The sequence below is a fragment of the Niallia taxi genome (assembly GCF_004005475.1).
Classification (GTDB): Bacteria; Bacillota; Bacilli; order Bacillales; family Cytobacillaceae; genus Niallia; species Niallia taxi.
Map to the genome: position 1 here is coordinate 316929 of NZ_RZTZ01000003.1, position 20620 is coordinate 337548.

Below are 20620 nucleotides of genomic sequence, written 5' to 3' on the forward strand. Positions count from 1 at the left end.
ATTAGTTAGCTTGATTATTTTTCGTATAGAAATTCACGATGCTGCTTGCAACATCTTCTGCACGGACTTGATATGTGCCATTTTGGATTTCCTTTTTAAGTGCTTCAATTTTTTCAGTTCTTGCTTGTGACACTTGTGTCACTTGCTGAAGCTCTTTAGCTGCAGAAGAGATTTCAATTTTATCTGTTCCCTTTACAGCCTCTGATTTTACTTGATCTATTTTATTGACTTGTTTTTTGTATGGGTTAATTCCTTGTGTTCCATAATTATTAATTTTCATCGTAATTCCTCGCTTTCTTTTTTCCGTACAGAAAAGCTCTACCTCTAGTATCGGATGATTAGCGTTTTATTTAAACATTTCCTTCGCTTTTTCTTAAAATGCGCCAAAAAGACTAATTTAAAACAAAAAAACCAAGAGTATTTTACTATATTGAAGAAATCGTGTCGTGAGGCTTGTTTCCTGGAGAGATATGCAGAAGGAAAAGCAGAGTCATCTGGGCTGTCAAGCACAGCCCCAGATCATTAGTATCACACTCCACTTATTTTCCTGTAAAATAAGTGGACGATTTTGCCTGCCTTTTCCGTTCTTCTTCTACCTCTAGATTCTTTATATCCCCCTGAAGGCTAGATAAACAGCTTGTACAAAGCTTCCCTTCTCTAATTTGAGTGCCACATTTCGCACAAGGATACCCTAGGTTTGGAAATTGGGACAGCTTAATTCGACCTTTTTTTATCCATTTATATATTAACGATTTTTCCACACCAGTATTTGCTACCACTTGCTCCATTGGTGCTGTTCTGTTTTGCTTCTTACGGATGAAGTGATATACCTTCTCATAATCCTCTTCTTCTTTTTTATAGCACTTAGGGCAAATATCCCTAAGATTATTTACAACATAAATGTCCCCACACTTAGGACAATTAGCTAAATCAGCCATTGTTTCTTTCCCTCCATTAGTATCGTCATCTTGCAATAGTAAAGGAATAGACTGTACTTGCACCTGCGGCCTTTAACACCTTTGCTGCCTGCCTTACTGTTGCACCTGTAGTATATATATCGTCAACCAGCAGAACATGTTGAGCATTACAACTAGTATTAATTGCCGCAGAGAAGGCAGCAGTATTTTCCAATCGGTCCTGCCGTTCTTTCTTTGACTGTTTTTCACCATGGGTTCGGGTTAAAAGCGGTTTATACTTTATTTGAGCATACTCAAGAATTGCTTCTGCCTGATTAAAGCCCCTTTCGTACAACCTTTCAGCACTTAATGGCACAGGAGTGACAACTCTCCCTTTCACTAAGCTCTTCGGAAAATATTCAGCAAAAGCGCCTGCAACTTGATGATCTCCTCTATATTTAAACTGTGCAATCTTCTCCTTTAAAAAATCATTATAACGAAAAATCGAGGTGTTCCCGTCCAGCATGCCTTTCCAGCTCGGGTTGCTTTCCCATTTATAGCAATCAAGACAAACATCCCCTTTTTTGAAGCGAGCATCTACTAAAGCAAAGAGACGACAGCACATATTACAGCGTTCTCCTTCAATAATCTCTAATTTGCTCATACAGTCCTCACATAATAGAAAAGTCTTTTGCTTCTTAACCAAATTAGTCCAATTTAAGACTGGTCTTAATGAGGTTAAGCAAATCGTACAATTCATTTGTCCCCTCCCATACAAGGAAGGAGCATACCCTTTTTTGCTGCTTCCTTATTACTATTGGTAATTTGCTGTTTTGCCTCAACCATACTTTTCGTTTTTCCGTAATGAAAAAAAGCGACGTCACCAAATGGATTTTTAACGCTTCGCCCTGCTCTACCGGCGATTTGAATTAGTGCACTTGCAGTAAACACAGCATCTTCTGCACCTAACACTGCAACATCAATATTAGGAAAAGTAACACCTCTTTCCAAAATCGTCGTAGTAATCAGTAACTTTATTTCCTTATTTCTCATCCTTTTCACCTTTTCTAATCGCATGGGGTCGGCAGCATAAACAGATTCGATATTGCTGTCCAGCTTCTTCAATATCGACATCACCTTTTGTAAATAAGCGATTTTCGGTAAAAACAATAAAACCTGCCTATCTGTGATTAATCTTTCCTTCAACCAAGTAAGCAGCGTGAATGGCAGCTTTTCTCGGCGGAGCTTCTTTTCCCAATTTCCACACCAAACAAAGTGCGGGACGGGAAGTGGATGTTGATGAAAGCGTGCTGGAATTGTTACATAGTCAATTTTGTTATCTTGGCATTTTCGTTGCCAGCTTTTGTTGGGAGTAGCTGTTAGATATACCATTGAAGAGTTTTGTTTTCTTGCTTTCCTCACTGCATACTGAAGCGTTTTATCTACCGAATATGGAAATGCATCCATCTCATCAAGGATAACAAGATCAAATGCCTTCTCGTAACGATAAAGCTGATGTGTTGTGCTAATGAGGAGAGGGCTGTATGTCAGCTTATCCTCGCTGCCTCCATATAACGCGATTACATTTATATCAGGAAAAACCTGCTGCAGTCTTGGTGCCAATTCAAGCACAACATCTGTTCTTGGTGTGGCAATACACACTCTCTTTTTCAACTGAAGTGCCCTTTCGATGCCTTTAAATAAAAGCTCTGTTTTTCCTGCTCCACATACTGCCCAGACCAGCATCTCCATACTTTGTTCGACTGCTGTTACAATCTTTTCGGAAGCGTGCTGCTGCCCTGATGATAATGTTCCTTGCCAATCGAGCCTGCATACAGCAGGTATTGGTGCATCCGGACCCGTCCAGCTTAATAGAGGGGTGCATTCGGAAAGTCTACCCATCATGACACAATTACGGCAATAGGTGCATTTTCTTCTGCAACGTGCGCAATAAAAGGACGCGAATAGCTTCAGCTGGTCATTTCCACAACGCACACACATTATTTGCTTATGGTTTTTTATTATTGCTGGCTGATACGTGCAATATCCATTCCGATAATGTGTTTGAATTTCTTCTAATGAGAAGGTGGTCTCCTCCAGTAATAATTTTTTGCCTTGTAGTGCTGATTGAAGTTTTTTGTTGTAGGGAAAGCTTGGGTTTATTGTGCGCGGATGGCAAGGGAGATCAATTATTCGGGACAGTCCAGGACTGTAGGTGAGGGTGGGAAGAAGTTCATTGTCAGGTGAAAGTCTAAAAAGCATAACTTAGCCTCCTTATAGAATTTTTGTCTGATGTATTGTTGATCCCCCTTCCGTTTTTTCTATGTTCCTCTATTATCTTCTCTATTTATCCTACGCATTCCTTCTAACAAAAATAAGAGCCTATCTAATTCTTCATTAGATAGGCCATTGTTCAGATTTTTTTCATCCAGCCAAGCCCCATCGAACCCTCACCAAGATGAGTTCCGATGACAGCACCAAAGTAGCTGATGGAAAATTCAATATTAGGAAATCTCTCAGCAAGCTCTGCTTTCCATTCGTGTGCTTCTTCTTCTCTGTTCGCATGAATTATTACTGCTTGGTACTCTTCCCCGTTTGTTGCTTCTGCAAGCAAATCAACAATTCGTTTCATTGCTTTTTTTCTTGTCCGGATTTTTTCAAACGGAACAATTACCTTGTCAGCGAAGTGCAGCAATGGTTTAACCTGTAGCAGGCTGCCAATTAATGCTTGGGCACTGGACAAGCGTCCTCCCCGCTGCAGATGAGCTAAATCATCTACCATGAAGTAGGCATGGCTTGTTTTTTTGAGCTCTTCCAATACAGGAATAATATCTGCTGCCGTTTTGCCGGATTTGGCAAGCTTAGCAGCTTCTATAGCATAAAAACCCTGGACCATGCAGCTTATTTCTGTATCAAAAGCAAATACATTAATATTATCCACCATATTTCCAGCAGTAATTGCGCCCTGGTATGTCCCGCTAATACCACTTGATAGATGAATGCTGATTACTTCATCATATTCCTTTGAAAGCTGCTCAAACAGTTCAGCAAATTTTCCAATTGACGGCTGAGAGGTAGTCGGAAGTGCTTTTGACTTCACTTCTTCATAAAATTGACCTGCTTGCAAGTCTACTTCCTCTTCATAAATCTCGTTGTCAAACACAACTGTCAATGGAATCATATGTATATCATATTTGTCTCTTACTTCTTTCGTTATATAAGCAGTACTATCTGTTACAATAGCTGTTTTCATTTTTATATAATACCTTCCTTATCTATACAGATGTATGTATATTTTAACTAAAAAACAATATATTTGCACCAAATATAGGCTGATTTTATTATTATAGTCAAAAAGGTATCTTATACTGATTCATAGATGAAAAGAATCAAACAGTCAGTTCCCGACGATTTACTTCTTCGAATAAGATGGAAATAAATTCTTCCTCCAACTTTAAGGATATCGCCAGGTGATATGCTTTTATCAGCTCAGCGTTTGAAAGAATACAAACTCCGCTCATCTCAAACACTCCTATCCCTATATCTATGAATATTCTGCACTATTCGTCATATGATGGACATAGGAATATTTTACTATTTCCGCTACTTTTTTGGCAAAAAAGTGAATTCCTGCCCATGAATTAGGACAGGAATCGACATTTATTTTAAATAGATAAAAAAAAGCTCCCCATAAGGAAGCTTTTATCGTACTTCTACCCAACCGTTTTTGATTGCAACAACAACTGCTTGAGTACGGTCATTAACGTTCATTTTTTGCAAAATATTGCTGACATGGTTCTTAACTGTTTTTTCACTTATGAACAACGCTTCCCCAATACCCCTGTTGCTCTTTCCATCTGCAAGAAGCTGGAGCACTTCGCACTCACGGCGTGTCAGAAGATGAAGCGGTCTTCTTATTTCAACAGTTTGTACATAATGATCTCCGCCGCCTGTCTCTTCCAATGCTAACCTGCGGTATTCATTAACAAGGTTATGAGTTACTTTCGGATGAAGATAAGATCCTCCATCAGCAACCACTTTAACTGCTTCTACAAGTGCATCTGCATCCATTTCCTTCAACAGATAGCCACTTGCACCAGTTTTTAATGCATGTGTTACATAGTTTTCATCATCATGGATCGACAGGATAATAACCTTTGTATCTGGAAATTTCTCCAGCAATTGTCTTGTTGCCTCCACACCATTTGTTGTCGGCATATTAATATCCATGATTGTTACATCCGGCTCATATTGCTCTACCAATTGGATAGCTTGTGAACCGTCATCACCTTCTGCGACAACCTCAAAGCTTGATTCAAAATCCAGGATACGTTTAACACCTTCCCTGAACAATTGATGATCATCTATAATAACTATTTTCGTTGTAGCCAATTGTTTCGCCTCCCCTAATCTCACTTATCAATTTCATTAATTTTTAACTGGAACATTAATCATGACGAGCGTCCCTGATCCAATTTTTGAATCAATTGATAATTCCCCTTCGAGCAATTCTACTCTTTCTCTCATCCCTATTAAACCAAAAGATTCCTGTTTTTTAACACTTTTGTCAAAGCCTTTACCATCGTCTTTGATGACAACAATAACTTGATCGCGCCTCATTTCTATTTTTACGAGGATTGTCTTGGCTTCGGCATGCTTTAATGCATTTTGAACTGATTCCTGAATAAGCCGGAACAGCGCTACCTCATATTTGTTTGGCAGTCTGAAGTCCTTGCCTATTGTCGTAAAGCCGATACTTGCTGTTTGATAATATTCTTCCGTCGTTTTTAAGTATTTCTTTAATGTTGGAACAAGACCTAAATCATCGAGTGCCATCGGGCGAAGGTCGTAGATGATTCTTCTCACTTCATAGAGTGCGCTGCGAACCATAAGCTTAAGATTTTTTATCTCTTCAAATGCTTCCTGAGCGCCATGCTCCTTATATATTCTTTCTATTAAATCAGAACGCATCATGACATTTGCCATCATTTGGGCAGGTCCATCATGAATTTCCCGTGAGAGTCTTTTCCGCTCTTCCTCTTGGGCCCCAATTATTTTCAAGCCGAAATCCTGCTTTTGCTTTGCATCCTCAAGTACTTCTCCGACCTGCTTCAAATCACTAATCAAGTATTTCATTACGACTGTGATTTGGGTAACAAGATGATCTGCCCGTTCAATCGTCTCATCCAAACCGATCAGCCTTCTTTCAATATCGTCACGTCTGTCTCGATATTGCTTTTCAAGATGCCGGTTCATGCTTAAATCCATTTGCAGGCTGTGGGCTTTTTCATATGCTTCACGCACTTCTACCTCGGAGTACTCGTTGAAATGCTTACTCACCTCTGACAGGCGTTTTCTCGCAAAGCGGGATTGTGCTTCAAGCTTATCTCCCTCTTCAATTGTTTGAAGGACTAGATTCCTTATTTCCTTCAGCTCTTCGGTCAGCTTTTCATAATCCTTTCGACACTGTTCTCCAATGCGAAATATTTCATCCTTGCTGGAGCTGACAGTCTCAACCATTTTTTCTAAAATGAAATCTAGTGTTTTTGTATCAAATTTCCTTATTATCATATTATATAATTCCTCCAAAAAGGTTGAAAACCCTTCCTGTATCAAATCTTATTTTAGCGTGAAAGTGGAAAATATGTATAATTTCATGGGTAAATAATATAAAATCGTTATATAGACATATATTATACCCAATTAAAGTAATACTATTTACCTAATTAAGAAATTTTTAAGGAATATTTTTTATACGGAACAAATGTCCTTTGCCCTATTTAGTATTTACAAAAAATACGGCTGATATCAAGCTGCTCCTTGCATTTACCTATCCACTTTCCATATGACTGCTTTTTTATCAGGGACTTTTTAGGCATGGAGTTTTACTTATTATAACATGGCAATATCGGACTAATATTAAAATTCTGTTACAAACACATCAACAATTGAAGAATGAAGAATGTCGAATTATAATGAAATAAGGCTATAAAATATTATATTCTTATTTGTTCGTTATAACAAACATTTTTGCTTTTTTTATTTAGAAAGGAGCTGTTATGAATGCTTCCTTGCTACCATACTGTAAAAGGTTATGGAGAACATGAGATCATCATACAGAAATCGCGTTTCATCGCACATGTTTGCACTTCAACTAGTGAAGAAGAAGCACAAGCGTTTATCATAGATATTAAAAAGAAGCATAAAGATGCAACCCATAACTGTTCAGCATACTTAATTGGTGAAAATGACCAAATCCAAAAAGCAAATGACGATGGAGAGCCAAGCGGAACAGCCGGTGTACCAATCTTAGAAGTGCTGAAGAAAAGAAAACTGAAAGATACAGTGGTTGTCGTTACTCGCTATTTCGGGGGAATTAAGCTGGGAGCCGGCGGCCTTATCCGTGCATACGGAAAATCGGCCTCAGAGGGTATAACTGCGACAGGAGTCGTGGAAAGAAAACTAATGACAATTATTGGCGTTACAATTGACTATACATTCCTCGGTAAAATAGAGAATGAATTAAGAACCTCCCCTTATCAATTAAAAGAAATCCATTATCTGGAGTCTGTTGAGATTGATGTATATGTCGAGACCGAAAAAATCCAAACCTACAAGAATTGGATGACAGAATTAACGAATGGCCAAGGCATACTAAAAGAAAAAGAAGCCGTTTATTTAGAAACTCTTATATGAATATTTTCCCTTCTCTTATTAAAAAATTCCTTAACAAGAAATAAAACACTAGTTATTATTATGGGATGAGATAGTAAGATAAGAATAATGTAATGGCTATGACTAGTTTCCAAAATCAACGCTTAAAGGAGAAACCAATGGCATCGAATAGAGAATCTTATGTTAATTATAATAAAAAGAAGCGAAAGAGAAAAAAAATCCTGACATTTATCCTTGTGCCGCTGCTTGTCATTGTTGCAAGTGGAATTGGCTACGGCGCATTCCTTTATACAAAGGCTAAATCGGTAGCAGATGACTCTTATCAGCCAATCGATAGAGATTCTTCCCTACGCAGTTCAGCAGTAGATCCAGACATTGATGATATATCCATTTTATTTATCGGAGTGGATGACAGTGAAAAACGCTCTTCATCTTCTGGCACAACAAGATCCCGCTCGGATGCACTAATGCTTGCAACATTAAATGAAAAGGAAAAATCAGTTAAGCTGCTAAGCATACCGCGTGATTCCTATGTGTACATCCCTGAACGAGGCTATAGTGATAAAATCACCCACGCCCATTATTTCGGCGGTGTGAGTTCAACAATTGATACAGTGGAAAACCTGTTAGACGTACCTGTCGATTACTATGTAAAAATGAACTTTGATGCCTTCATGGATGTTGTTAATGCACTTGACGGAATTGAAGTAGACGTTCCAGTTACATTCACAGAGCAAAACTCGAAGGATCAAAAAGGCTCTAATGCCATTCATTTAGAAGAAGGCTTGCAAACACTTAATGGCGAGCAGGCTTTAGCCCTTGCAAGAACAAGAAAAATTGATAATGATATTGAACGTGGTAAACGCCAGCAATTGATTATGAAAGCTGTTATGAATAAGGCAGTTTCTGCTCAAGCGATTACGAAATATTCGAAGCTGATGGAGGCTGTCGGCGATAACATGACAACAGACCTTTCTTTCAGCAATATTCAGTCACTTCTTGCATATGCAACTGCTGAAAACGGATTGCAGGTGGAAAGCCTGACATTACAAGGCAGTGATGGCAACGTAGACGGTAAGTATATTTACCAATTAGATCAAACAGCATTAGAAGAAACGAAAGCAATCCTGCAGGAGCATCTTGGAATCAGTGATGAGCTTTCTGATACAAACAGTACAGATACAGATACAACAACTGATACTACTGGTACTGGCACTACTGATACTTCTTCTGAAAGCACGACAGACAGCAGTACAGGTACGACAGATAGTACAGGCACAACTACTACAGATTCGACTTATTCTGAATCAACAGGTACAACCAATTAATTTTACTAAAGAAGATGGACAAGCAGTCCATCTTCTTTTTTTATATTTCCCCTATAAAACGGTTAGTTTTTGTAAATACTATTGATGCTGTTAAACTACCAAGAATGAGGGAAACAACCATGATTAAATCAGTTTGGTCTTTAATTAATTATGCGCTTGAAAGGCCGTTGTTTTCAGAACATGATTCATTCCTGATGGATGATGAAGAGGATGTAATGCCGGCACTAGAGAGCATTACAGATGATGATCTGTGACCACATAACAAAAAAAGCTTACCCATTCAGGTAAGCTTTTTTTATGTGCTTTAACGCTCTTTATCTGCTGCGTATCGAATATCGTTAATGAATTTCAGGATAGGTTTATAGTTCTTTCCGACAAGTCCTATCTTTTCAACAAACAACTCAATAATTAGCAGTACTGTAGCGATTAGCAGAATTGCTCCCCACACCTTCGCTTGCGAGAAAATAACTGCCACCAAACCAAAGAATGTTGCCATTGCATAAATAATGATGACTGTTTGTCTATGTGTAAAGCCAATATTGAGCAGACAATGATGCAAATGTGATTTATCTGGTGCAGATAGTGGCTGCTTATTAATAAGTCTGCGTATTATCGCGAAAAACGTGTCAGAAATCGGTACACCCAGGATAATCACTGGAATAACGAATGAGATTAATGTTACGTTTTTGAAGCCCAGCAAGGACATTACAGCAATAATATAGCCTAGGAATAATGCTCCAGTATCGCCCATAAAAATCTTCGCCGGATAAAAGTTAAAGAATAAAAATCCTAATGTACTCGCAAGAGCAATCGAGGATATGGCAATAACATAACCGTTCCCCATAATCATCGCCATGCCTGTAATCGTGAACAAGGCGATGGAGGATACTCCTGCAGCTAGTCCATCAAGACCATCAATCAAATTAATCGCATTTGTAATCCCAACGATCCAAAGAATGGTAATCGGAATATCCAGGAACCCAAACTCGATTTGACCGCCGAACGGCAGGTTAATGAATTCGACCTGTACTCCACCCCAGATAACGACAACAGCAGCTGCCAATGTTTGTGTCAGGAATTTGATTTTTGCAGACAAATTATAAATATCATCTAATATGCCTGTAATAATGATGATGGTGCTCCCGATTAAAATCGGAAAATGATAATCCTTGTTTGGATTAATAATTAAAGCTCCGATAATGAAGCTGATATATATGGCTAAACCGCCCATTCGGGGCATTATTTTCAGATGCACTTTACGTTGTTCTGGTTTATCCACCGCTCCTAATTTAAATGCCAGTTTTTTCACTAAAGGAGTAAGTATGATGGATCCAAAAAAACATGTAATAAGCATTATATAAATCATAAGATCCTCCCCAATGCCCCTTTTGTTTTTTAGGCATTTGCGCTTTCTTCTTAAGCTTATATTTTTTCAAGACTGATTATAGCATATTTCATCTTAATAAATCCTTTAATTTCTTCATGATAGTTTACATATAAATTACAAATAATTAAAACCTTTTATAAATATATAATATTAGACGTAGCATCACAAGCAAAAGTTGCACTCTTTACTTATAATATGGACATAAATTCTCCATCTTACTGATAAATTTCCGCTTTTTCTCTGTTGCCAGCCGCTCCATGACGAAAAAGGCAAAAAAAACAGCATTCAATCAAGGTTTCCCTTTTTGAATGCTGCCATTTAATTAACTATGTGCTTTTTCCTTCTCTTCACTTCGGTCTTTAAAGGCATTTTCCCGATACTGCTTTTTCTCTTTATTAGACATCTTTTTGTAATCGTCCATAAATTTTTCGTAAGCGGGAATAACATCCTTTATGCTGCCTTCCATTTTCACCTGGCCAAATTCAAGCCAAATCGCTTTTTCACAGAATTTCTTCATTTGGCCGATGGAATGGCTGACAAAGAACATTGTTTTGCCTCGTTCCTTAAATTCCTGCATCTTCTCCAAGCACTTCTCACCGAACGCCTTATCCCCAACAGACAATGCTTCATCAATGATAAGTACATCTGGGTCTGTATGAACAGAAATCGCAAATCCAAGACGGGAGCGCATCCCACTGCTGTAGGATTTAACAGGCTGATCAATGAACTTGCCTAATTCAGCAAACTCAATGATATCTGGCTCAAGTGCTTTAATCTTTTCTTTGCTGAAGCCGAGCATCAAGCATTTAAGCTCAATGTTTTCCCGGCCTGTCAGCTGGTTATTAAGCCCTGCTGCAACAGCAATCAAGGAAGCCTGTCCATCTATCTCAACAGTGCCGCTCGTTTCTGGAACGATGCCTGCAATAATGTTGGAAAGCGTTGATTTACCTGAACCATTTATGCCGACAAAGCCGATCGTATCGCCTTTTTCCGCCGTAAAGCTGACATCTCTAAGGGCATAAAACGGCTCACCATAGCTCTTCGGCAAAAAAATATCCATCATTTTTTCCTTGTTGCTGCTGTATAGTTTATATCTTTTCGTCAAGTTTTTCACTACGACAGATTTAGTCATACAATCACTTCCATTATAAGAAATCAATAAAATGCCTTCTGAACCTTACATGTAAATACGAACCAAGGAATAGGAAGACAAGCATAATTGCCCAGAAATAAAGGGTCAGCCAGCCATGCTCGATGAAGAACCACCCTTCACCTAAAAGGGAATAGCGGACACCTTCAATTAAATAATAAAACGGGTTCAATTGCATTATTAATTGTAATTTTTCACCAAAACGATCCTGTATCGGCCAAAGTATTGGTGTAGTATAAAGCAGTACTCTCATCAATGATTGAACAAGCATTTGAAAGTCCCTCACAATTGTTGAAATGGTTGATGTGATTAAGGACAATGAAAATAAAAATAGAATTGTTACAACCAAAAAGTATGGAAGCTGCAAATAGTATATGTTAATAGGTAATCCCATAAACTGAAAAATAATGATTGTCACAAGCATTAACAGCAATTGCGGCATCAGCTTGGACAAAATTACATAAGAGGGTATTGCACTCAACGGGAAGTTCATGCGAGATACCATCTTCAGCCTTGTATAAATCGACTTCGAACCATGTGTTATCGACGGATAAATGAAGAACCAAATGGTGATTCCAGCAAGCATCCAAGGGAAGAATTCATATGTTCCTCCGCCCTCATAATGAATAGAATGCCTTTCTTGAACAAAACCAAACACAAACCAATAAATCGCAATTTGGATAGCAGGGTTCAACAGCTCCCATAAGCTTCCCAAATAGTTATTGTTATTGGCGCTTTTCAGTTCATATGCAGCCAGTCTATTGATCAAATGAAAATTATCATATTGTTCTTTTAACACTTTAAACATTGAAACCATGTAAACCTAACCCTTCTCTCATAAGCCAAATAGGACTAAATGGGCTTTTTAATGTAAGCTTTAAGCAAAATTGCTCTACTTAAGGAATACTTCCTCAACCACTCTCTTAGATGCTTCCCCATCTTCCAAATAACAAAACGTATTATAGAACTCCTCGAATTGTTCGTTAAGAGGCTCTTTTTCCGCTTGACGGATATATGCAATAACCTCATCCGTCGTTTTTGCCAATGGACCTGGTGCCTTCTGCTCAAAGTCAAAGTAAAAGCCGCGCAGCTTGTCGCGATATGTGTCTATATCATATACGTAGAAGATCATCGGTCTTCTTAAGTTACCGTAATCGAAGAATACGGAAGAATAATCGGTAATCAACAAATCTGATATTAAGTATAGCTCTCTGATATCCTCATAGTTTGAAAAGTCGTATGCAAAACCAACATACGGAGTCAGATCTAAATTCTCTGCCACTAAATAGTGCATTCTCAAAATAACGATATAGTCATCGCCTAGCTCTTCTTTTAGCTGGTCGAGTTTTAACTCTAAATCAAACTTGTATTTTCCTTTACCATAGAACTGGTCATCTCTCCATGTTGGTGCATATAGGATGATTTTTTTATCAAGGGGTAAAGCAAACTTTTCTTTAATCGCTGTAATGTTATCAACATGGTTATCATTAATCAATGCATCATTACGCGGATAGCCTGATTCAATCATCTTCCTGTCGAAATCAAATGCTCTTGCAAAGATTTCACTAGAGTATGCATTCGGAGAAACGAGATAATCCCAGTTGCTTGCTTCTTTAAGGAAGTTTCTTTTGTACTTTTTCGTGTTCGTGCCAGGCATATGCACTTCATCCATATCTGCTGCTAGACGTTTAAGTGGCGTGCCATGCCATGTTTGCAAATATGTCGTGTTCTTTGGCTTTGGAATCCACAACGGCAAACGGCTGTTGCTGACCCAATATTGTGCCCTAGCCATCCTGAATAGCCATTTAAGTGAGAATCTTGGTGTAATATTGATACCTCTGTTCTCAAAGTTTTGGATAAATCTTTTATCAACACTCCAGTACAGCTTATACTCTGGGTGATTCTCTTTCAAATATTCATAAATTGCTCTTGGACTGTCACTATACTGTTTCCCTAAGAAGCTTTCAAATATAACTGTTTTCTTGCTTGCTGGAAGCATGCCGAGCATTTTAAATGCAAGCTTAAAGAGCTTTTTCGCTTTTCTGCTTCTTTTAATGCGCACAAGCTTGCCTTTAATTCTGCTTTTCAGCTCTTGTTTTGCATTGTAGTCAGCCACTTTAAGGGATAGATAATTATTTTTTGCTGTTGATTTAAGCAGCACTCTTTTCTTTCCATATACAGTTGAAATAATACTTTTTTGTCTTTTATATTTTGGATTAAAGGAAATAAACTTTAATCTCGGGCTTAATACTTTTACTATTTCGCCGTTTTCTTCATAAGAAAGCTCCAGATAAAGGCGATAAAAGATTGCTTCTGACTGGAAAAGATATTGGCTTAAATCAATCTTACCTTCGAAACCAATTGTTTCGTAATTATGGATGCTGCCACCGTACATTTCCTGCAAATCGCTTCTTTTGTTTTCCTCAAGGGAAATATTAAATACTTCTTCATTAATATTATTTGTGATAATCAGCCTTTTTTCGACAGGAGCCTGCTGTGACTGCGGATTAAAGCCATATCCAGAAATATGTACAAGACTTCCATTTGTTAAATGGGCTTCCTCGATGTTAGCAATGATTCTTTGTTGAACCGTTCTGAAGGAAACATTGCCCTTGTTCGTTGTATAAGCATAAAACATTGTGTCAGCTTCAGCAAACATATAATAATTAAGCTCCAATGCTGCCTTATTGCTTTTTATTCTAAATTTCTTCTCTGTCTCTATCTCTGTCTCTGTCTCTGTCTCTTCATCCTTCACAAGCAAATACAAGTCCCATGTAGATGTCTTGATGAATTCCTCTTTATTTTCAGTAAGGCTGATTGCCGATTCATAAATTCCAAAATCTTCATTTATGTCAATTTGCTTGATAGACCCCTCTATTACATTTTCAGAGCCTCTTTGTATTAGTACAAGGCTTGTCTGCTTTGCTTCAAGCAATTCATGTTTAAAACAGAACTTCACGGATAATTGATCGTTATCAATAATTACCTTATGTGCCTGTTTATGAACATATCCAGATTCACTCATTATGCTACTCCTCTCAAACATACAGTACCTAAATTCACGTACTTTACAATCTATCAAACATTATATAGGTAACGTGAATGGATTTCAAACTTATTTAGAAGTACGACGCTCAACTGTGTTAGACTATTTTCATTTTTGTCACAAAAATGAAAAAAACCTATAGCTGCGGGCATAAGACCCGCACTATAGGATATAGAATTGCTTACATTACTTAATATTCAAGCCAAGATTTGAATTGATTGTTGTATAGAACTGATACAGCTTTTTATCCATCATTTTTTGCGTATAGTCCATACGAATTAAGCTAATCTTTTGATATTCATTGTAACGGATGAATATTGCATAGCTTCCCTTCCCAAACTCACGCATTGTTGTCAATGGAAGTGTCAAGCGGAAATGATGCTTATCGATTCTTTCAAGCTCAAAGGAATACTGATTTACTGTATTGCCCCTGTCACGCAAGATAATATCATTAACATTATCAATAGAATCACCATACAAGTGGAAGTCCAAAACATAGTCGCTTTCACCGAAAGCTCCCTCTTCATAGAAGCCTGCCATAGAAACACGAATATGCTTCTTGTCTTCAAAAGGTGTAACCATATATGGCTCATTTTCCAGAATAACAATGTCTTTTACTTTTTCCTTTTTGTCCCATTTAAACAAGTCCGCAATTTTATCCTGTTCACCATTAAGGAACATATTATAAACGACCTTATTGATTGGGTGGAAGAATTGATCCTCAATAGAGTAGCTGAGATCCTTCGTTGTTTCAATCACTTCATTAAATTTATCATAATACGCCTGCTTGTTTTTACTCTTGAAGAAATGCTGACGATTAAAGAATCTAGTGATGCAATCAAATTCATATAGACGATTCAAAATCATCTTTTCTGTTTTTTCATCGAGCTTTTTAGCCTTTACATAGTCAATTACTTTAATGTTTGTATCCATTTTCTGCATGATGCTTGTTTGTTTTGTTAAGGAAGCATCATTTTCATCAAGCCTGTTCAAATAGTAAATAACATTAGTCGTAGTTGAAATTGTTTTAGTTGCTACAAGCACATCGATAAAGAACTGCTTGTCCTCTGCATACTTCATTTCCGGATAACGAATATTATTATCTCTCAACAGGCTTGTCTTCATCATTCTTGAGCGCGGTCCTAAATGCTGAAAAATATGAGGAATGGACGTTGCTTGAATACCTCTTCTTTCTTTGCAGGATTCATGCTCACCAACTATTTTAGTAGATTTATTCTCTACCTGGATTGTTTTGCCGACAACATAATCGTCGTTAGTTTCTTTCAGGATATTGTAAAGTACCTCAAGACCGTTATTCTCCAACCAGTCATCTGCATCAAGGAACGTAATATAAGGAGCTGTTGCCAGTTCTATCCCTAAGTTTCTAGGCTGTGCAGGTGTTCCCGTATTTTCCTTAAGAAAAACAACCATCATATTCTGGTATTTCTGAGCATATTCCAACAGCATCGGACGAGAATTATCATTTGAGCCGTCATCGACAAGTATATACTCCACATTATCAAAACCGATTGTTTGATTAATAACAGAATCAACTGTTTTGCTTAAGTATTTTTCAGCATTATAAACAGGTGTAACAACTGTCAACAGCTTTTCCTTCTTCTTTTTCAACGCACTGAATATGCTGCTTTTTTTATTGTAGACATAGTAGCCATCATTATTATAATCAATTTTATTTTGTGCTTCGAATTGTTTTTTATTATAGTTTGACACTATAAAAACACCGCCTCTTCATTATCAAATACATTATGTATTAGAACGATTCACTTCTTTTACAAAAGTAACCATTTTATTATTATACACATTTTGCCGATTTTCTTAAACATTAACCTAACATTATGGAGCAAGCAAGCAAAAATAAGTAATTTTACTTTTGATCACACTAGGAATTTCGACCTAACCCTTACCTTTATTTATGTACTGTCAGAAAGTATAAAGCCTCCTTTAAAAGCCATTCTTTATACTTTTTGGATCAATCCACTAAAAGCCTACACACATTAAACAGAGGTTCGAGCAAAGCAATATCCTTTTTTTCTATGAAGACCATTTTAAAACTTATATGCTTTGAAGACAAGTAAAAGCCAGCACTCCAATTCGTGCTGGCTCCGTTATCATTTATATATCGGAATTTCAAAGTACATTTCATAGGAATCAAGCAAATCATACAAGGATTTCATGTGGTTCACTTGTTTACTTGCCCACCCTATATCTGTTGCGTATTGATGCACTCCTGGATTATTGGAATTCCATCTCATTTTATAAAGTGTGTCCTGTTGGTATGTGGCATTATTAATATAATTTTTGCCGATAAACTCTGCTCCGCCGATAATTGCTTTTTCCGGGGTTGTCCAGCCATGCTTGTATGCATATTCAGATCCGCTTTGTGTTGGCGAAGCATCATATGCTCCTATTCCGTACATATTATAGACCTTCATTGGTTCAACTGCCTTACCATCTACACTAGAAACGGTAACTCCTGTTGCCAGTTCTGAAAAACCATTGCCTGTTTCCAGTAATGCGTGGGAAATCAAGTAAATTTCATTTATTCCATACTGTTTGCCTGCCTCTATAAACGAGCTCGCCTTTTCTGCGAAGATCCCTTTTCCGGCAAGAATCTTTGCGTTTACCTCTGCCTCGTTTAAGTTTGCACTTGCTGAAAGCTTCAAGAACTGCAGCTTCTGCTTTTCATCACTAATGAAATTATCTGGATTCAAATAATATTGGATGTCTGCAGGACCAGCGTTAACCCAATAATTGTAAGACAGTCTGTATTGGGCAGGCATGTCAGTCGTTGCTGCAGCAATTTCATCATAATATTTGTAGAAGTCTACTTCATACCAGTAATACCCGTTACTGTCCTTAGCTGTTTTTGACAAGATGGTTACTTTATCTCCTGTTGAGAACTTGCCAATCACCCAATCATTTAGGCTAACTCCACCTCTCACATTCCAGCTGCCACTATTAATTAACCCGTAATCACTGTAGCTGCTTATATAAGAGAAGACATCCTCTCTGACATATGCCTTATACTTCTTATCCGTTTGGGCAGATTTACTAGCTTGAATAGCAGCTGCATCAGCCAACGAATAGTTTAAATAATCATATGCTGTATAGACAGCTTTTGTTTTCTTCATTTCAAAGCTAACAAAAGATTCACCAGTATTATCATAATATTTAAGGACAAATTCATGTGTCCCCTTCGCAAGCTTATAGCCAGTAACTTCGCGCTTGCCGCTTGAGGTGCTCTCCCATGAATTAATCACTCTTTCACCATCGATTTCCAGAATGACTCCATCATCTGCTTGGACCGTAAAGTTGTACAATCCATCCTCTGTTATTTCTACTGTTTTTCTGTAAATGGCAGAGAACTTATCTGTACCAAGTGTGCTTGCTGGCGATCCTGTTCCCCAATCGAAATGAACTGCTGTTATTTTGTTAATCGAATTCTGTCCGCCAATGACAACTGGTTTTACATTGTCAGACAAAGTATAAGCAGGAGTCTCATCAGCACCGATAATCTTCGGATAATATTCTGCATACCAGCCAGTGCTGTTGACTAGATTTTCAGCAGTATATGGGACAAAGGAAAGCTCGAATTTCGCTGTTCCCTTATTATCGTAATAACGCACTTCTATCCAATGAATATTACCGTCCTTCGTATCAGCAATCTTTATCTTTGTAGCCTTCTCTCTGTATGAGCCGTTATTCCATTGATCAATGACTGGTTGTCCATCAATCAATACTTGAACACCGTCATCAGAAAGACCACGAATAACATACTCCCCAGCTTCGATTCTTTTCGCTGTCACATATTTCGCCGAGAATCCGTCTGCATTAACAGAAGCAGCCGGTGCTGCTGTTCCAAAATTCTGAGTCAATGTCATGCTGTTACTGTTATTAACAGTCTTAGATGCCACCGGTGCTCCTGTCAATGTCGTATTGTTATAATAATAGGCAATCCAGTTTCCTAATGGCTGTACATCTGCATAAGCATAGGCACTGCCAGTATTATCATAATAATCAGCTTGGATAACATGTTCACCAGAGCTTAAGCTTGTAATTAACCCGTTGTTATATACACCGCCTGAGTTACTCCAGCGATTGATAACAGATTTGTTGTCTACCTTCACCCGCATGCCATCGTCTGCAAATGTTGAAACAAAGTAATCTTGACCTCCAGTTATTTTTTTCATGAAGGATGCCGAAAAGCCATCTGCAGGAATACCCGCAAGAGGTGCATTTTTATTCCATTTATACTGAATAGAACTGATTTTTGTCTTAGCGTTTTTCCCGCCAATTACTGTTCCAGTTCCTGTAAGCGTTTTGTTTGGATAAAACACATTAAGCCAATCACTTGTCGTCACTGATTGCTGTAATGGTTTAATGTCGAAGTTAAGCTTTGACTTCCCGCTTTTCTCTAGATATTGAACTTTAATCCAGTGAACATCCTTTTTAGAGGCATCTGTTGTCGCTATATCATTTATATTGATTTTCACTGTGTTTTCAGCAGAATTGGAGCTAGTCCATTTGTCCAGCACTAGCTTATCATCAACATAAACTCTTATACCATCATCTGCACTATAACGAAGTATATAATCACCTGCAGTCAGCTTCATTGCAGTAATAAACTGGGCCGTAAAATTATTAACTGGAACACCCGCTGCAGGAGCGCCAGTACCAGCATCAAAGCTGAATGCCCCATTTTCGTCGCCCTTGATGATTTTTTTGTTCGCAGGGACTCCTTTTAAACTAGTATTTGCATAATAATAACCTAGCCACTGTCCATACGGAAGCACATCTGCACTAACAAAAGCACTGCTAGTCTTTTCTAAATAGTTGATTTTCAGTATACCTGCAGACTGCAGATTTGTAATAACTGCCTTATTCTCTTTACCTGAGGAGGAGGACCAGCGATTAAATAATGGTTGTCCATTAATAGATGCACTTATCCCATCATCAGCAATTGTATGAACAAAATAATTACCTTTATTTAATAGTTTATAATAGGAAGCAGAAAAATTATCCTTTGCTGTCTTTGTGTTCGGTGCAGCAGTTTTCCAGTTATAAAACACATTGCTGATTTTGCTTGTGCTGCTGTTGCCTCCATATACATTGCCGATTCCTGCAGCAGTTGTGCTGTTATAATAAGCGGCAAGCCATGAGCTTTCAGCCAGCTCTTCCTTCACAGGTGTTATGGAAAAGTCCAGATAGCTTTTCCCTGTTTTCTCCACATATTCCACTCTAATAGCATGCGTGCTTCCTTGCGAGGAATCAGCCACATCGACGATAATTTGTTCCTCTCCTGGACTTGTTTTCTCAAGCACCTTCTTATTATCTATAAAAATTTGGATAGCATCGTCTGATTTTGTACGAATAACATACTTTCCTGCAGCAAGCTTTTTGTATGTGTAAAGCTTCATCGAAAAATTGTTACTGCCGATATTTTTTGCACCAGGTGCATTATAGCCATAGTTAAAAGACAAATCACTGTTACTAGTAGGTGTGTATAGAAGCGCATCCTCTGGAGCACCTTTTTTTGTCGTGTTATTGTACAAATAGCCAACCCAGCTGTCAAAAGGCAGCACATCAGAAAACAGGATCGCTTTGCCTCCTGCCTCCCTATACTCTGTTTTGACATCATGAACCCCAGCAGTCAGATTGATCGGTTTCGAAATTGTTTGGCCAGATTTGCTCCAGCTATCAATTGATAGCTTATCATCCACATACATTCTGACACCGTCATCTGCAAAGGTTTGGAGAAAATAATCACGCTGGCTTTCTTGTACATTCAGCTTCGTTGTAAATGACGCTGAAAAATCATTTGCATTAACACCACTCTTAGGCTTATCATAGCCCCAATTCAAGTGGAGACTTGGAAATTGTGCAGCGATTCCCGTTCCAGATAGATTGGTATTATTATAAAAATTCCCTGACCAGCCTGTATCTGCTGCTAGTTTATGCTCAGGGTTAATTAATAACAGACCAAAAATAGAAAAAAACACCAAAAAACAAGCCTTCTTGCTCAGTAATTTTTTTATAACCATACACCTCAATAATTTTAATAGTTTAATATACTATTATTATCGAGTAGATAGGCGTTTTGTTTAATAGCATTAGCTG

The 20620-nt window shown here is 37.9% G+C and carries 16 protein-coding genes and 2 pseudogenes; 3 read left to right on the forward strand and 15 right to left on the reverse strand.

The window, feature by feature from the left end; all coding sequences use genetic code 11:
- Position 1: 1 nt before the first annotated feature.
- From flgM to EM808_RS10875, 8 genes are all read right to left on the reverse strand, one after another.
- Positions 2-280 carry a flagellar biosynthesis anti-sigma factor FlgM gene (gene flgM, locus EM808_RS10840; protein ID WP_127738226.1) on the reverse strand — a complete coding sequence of 93 codons (279 nt, stop codon included), beginning with the start codon at positions 278-280 and terminating at the stop codon, positions 2-4.
- Between the two features lie 259 nt (positions 281-539).
- The gene (locus tag EM808_RS10845; RefSeq protein ID WP_127738227.1) at positions 540-938 is read right to left on the reverse strand and encodes a TIGR03826 family flagellar region protein; all 399 of its coding nucleotides are present in this window, start codon (positions 936-938) and stop codon (positions 540-542) included.
- Between the two features lie 25 nt (positions 939-963).
- Entirely contained in the window at positions 964-1656 is a 693-nt protein-coding gene (locus EM808_RS10850) for a ComF family protein (protein ID WP_127738228.1), read from the reverse strand.
- On the reverse strand, positions 1653-3158 hold the full coding sequence (locus tag EM808_RS10855; protein WP_127738229.1) for a DEAD/DEAH box helicase: 1506 nt from the start codon (positions 3156-3158) through the stop codon (positions 1653-1655). Before EM808_RS10855 ends, EM808_RS10850 begins: the two co-directional genes overlap by 4 nt.
- Before the next feature lie 151 nt (positions 3159-3309).
- A complete protein-coding gene (locus EM808_RS10860) occupies positions 3310-4149 on the reverse strand; it encodes a DegV family protein (protein ID WP_127738230.1) in 840 nt (279 codons plus the stop codon).
- Positions 4150-4285: 136 nt separating this feature from the next.
- Positions 4286-4417 (reverse strand): sporulation histidine kinase inhibitor Sda, encoded by a 132-nt coding sequence (gene sda, locus EM808_RS10865; protein ID WP_127738231.1) that lies wholly within the window; start codon positions 4415-4417, stop codon positions 4286-4288.
- A 181-nt stretch (positions 4418-4598) separates the two neighbouring features.
- Positions 4599-5288 carry a response regulator gene (locus EM808_RS10870; protein ID WP_127738232.1) on the reverse strand — a complete coding sequence of 230 codons (690 nt, stop codon included), beginning with the start codon at positions 5286-5288 and terminating at the stop codon, positions 4599-4601.
- A gap of 36 nt (positions 5289-5324) precedes the next feature.
- Positions 5325-6467: a sensor histidine kinase gene (locus EM808_RS10875; RefSeq protein ID WP_127738233.1), complete on the reverse strand. Its 1143-nt coding sequence runs from the start codon at positions 6465-6467 to the stop codon at positions 5325-5327.
- Positions 6468-6959: 492 nt separating this feature from the next.
- Between EM808_RS10875 and EM808_RS10880 the strand changes: the two genes are divergently transcribed.
- The 3 genes from EM808_RS10880 (at position 6960) to EM808_RS29500 (ending at position 9153) form a co-directional block, all read left to right on the forward strand.
- A complete protein-coding gene (locus tag EM808_RS10880) occupies positions 6960-7592 on the forward strand; it encodes a YigZ family protein (RefSeq protein ID WP_127738234.1) in 633 nt (210 codons plus the stop codon).
- 137 nt (positions 7593-7729) lie between these two features.
- A complete protein-coding gene (locus tag EM808_RS10885) occupies positions 7730-8899 on the forward strand; it encodes an LCP family protein (protein WP_127738235.1) in 1170 nt (389 codons plus the stop codon).
- A gap of 119 nt (positions 8900-9018) precedes the next feature.
- Positions 9019-9153: a hypothetical protein gene (locus EM808_RS29500; RefSeq protein ID WP_259347141.1), complete on the forward strand. Its 135-nt coding sequence runs from the start codon at positions 9019-9021 to the stop codon at positions 9151-9153.
- 50 nt (positions 9154-9203) lie between these two features.
- On the opposite strand, the gene EM808_RS10890 is transcribed toward EM808_RS29500, so the two are convergent.
- From EM808_RS10890 to EM808_RS10915, 7 genes and pseudogenes are all read right to left on the reverse strand, one after another.
- Positions 9204-10265: a glycosyltransferase family 4 protein gene (locus EM808_RS10890; protein ID WP_127738236.1), complete on the reverse strand. Its 1062-nt coding sequence runs from the start codon at positions 10263-10265 to the stop codon at positions 9204-9206.
- Positions 10266-10608: 343 nt separating this feature from the next.
- Entirely contained in the window at positions 10609-11418 is an 810-nt protein-coding gene (gene tagH, locus EM808_RS10895; RefSeq protein WP_127738237.1) for a teichoic acids export ABC transporter ATP-binding subunit TagH, read from the reverse strand.
- Positions 11419-11431: 13 nt separating this feature from the next.
- The gene (locus EM808_RS10900) at positions 11432-12253 is read right to left on the reverse strand and encodes an ABC transporter permease (RefSeq protein ID WP_127738238.1); all 822 of its coding nucleotides are present in this window, start codon (positions 12251-12253) and stop codon (positions 11432-11434) included.
- Between the two features lie 75 nt (positions 12254-12328).
- Positions 12329-14461: a CDP-glycerol glycerophosphotransferase family protein gene (locus tag EM808_RS10905; RefSeq protein ID WP_164849624.1), complete on the reverse strand. Its 2133-nt coding sequence runs from the start codon at positions 14459-14461 to the stop codon at positions 12329-12331.
- 207 nt (positions 14462-14668) lie between these two features.
- Complete coding sequence (locus tag EM808_RS10910; RefSeq protein WP_127738240.1) at positions 14669-16213, reverse strand: glycosyltransferase family 2 protein; 1545 nt, start codon at positions 16211-16213, stop codon at positions 14669-14671.
- Between the two features lie 398 nt (positions 16214-16611).
- Positions 16612-17415 (reverse strand): annotated as a pseudogene (locus EM808_RS29965) (N-acetylglucosaminidase); the annotation flags it as partial.
- A gap of 237 nt (positions 17416-17652) precedes the next feature.
- A pseudogene (locus EM808_RS10915) lies at positions 17653-20544 on the reverse strand (PA14 domain-containing protein); the annotation flags it as partial.
- Between the last annotated feature and the right edge of the window lie 76 nt (positions 20545-20620).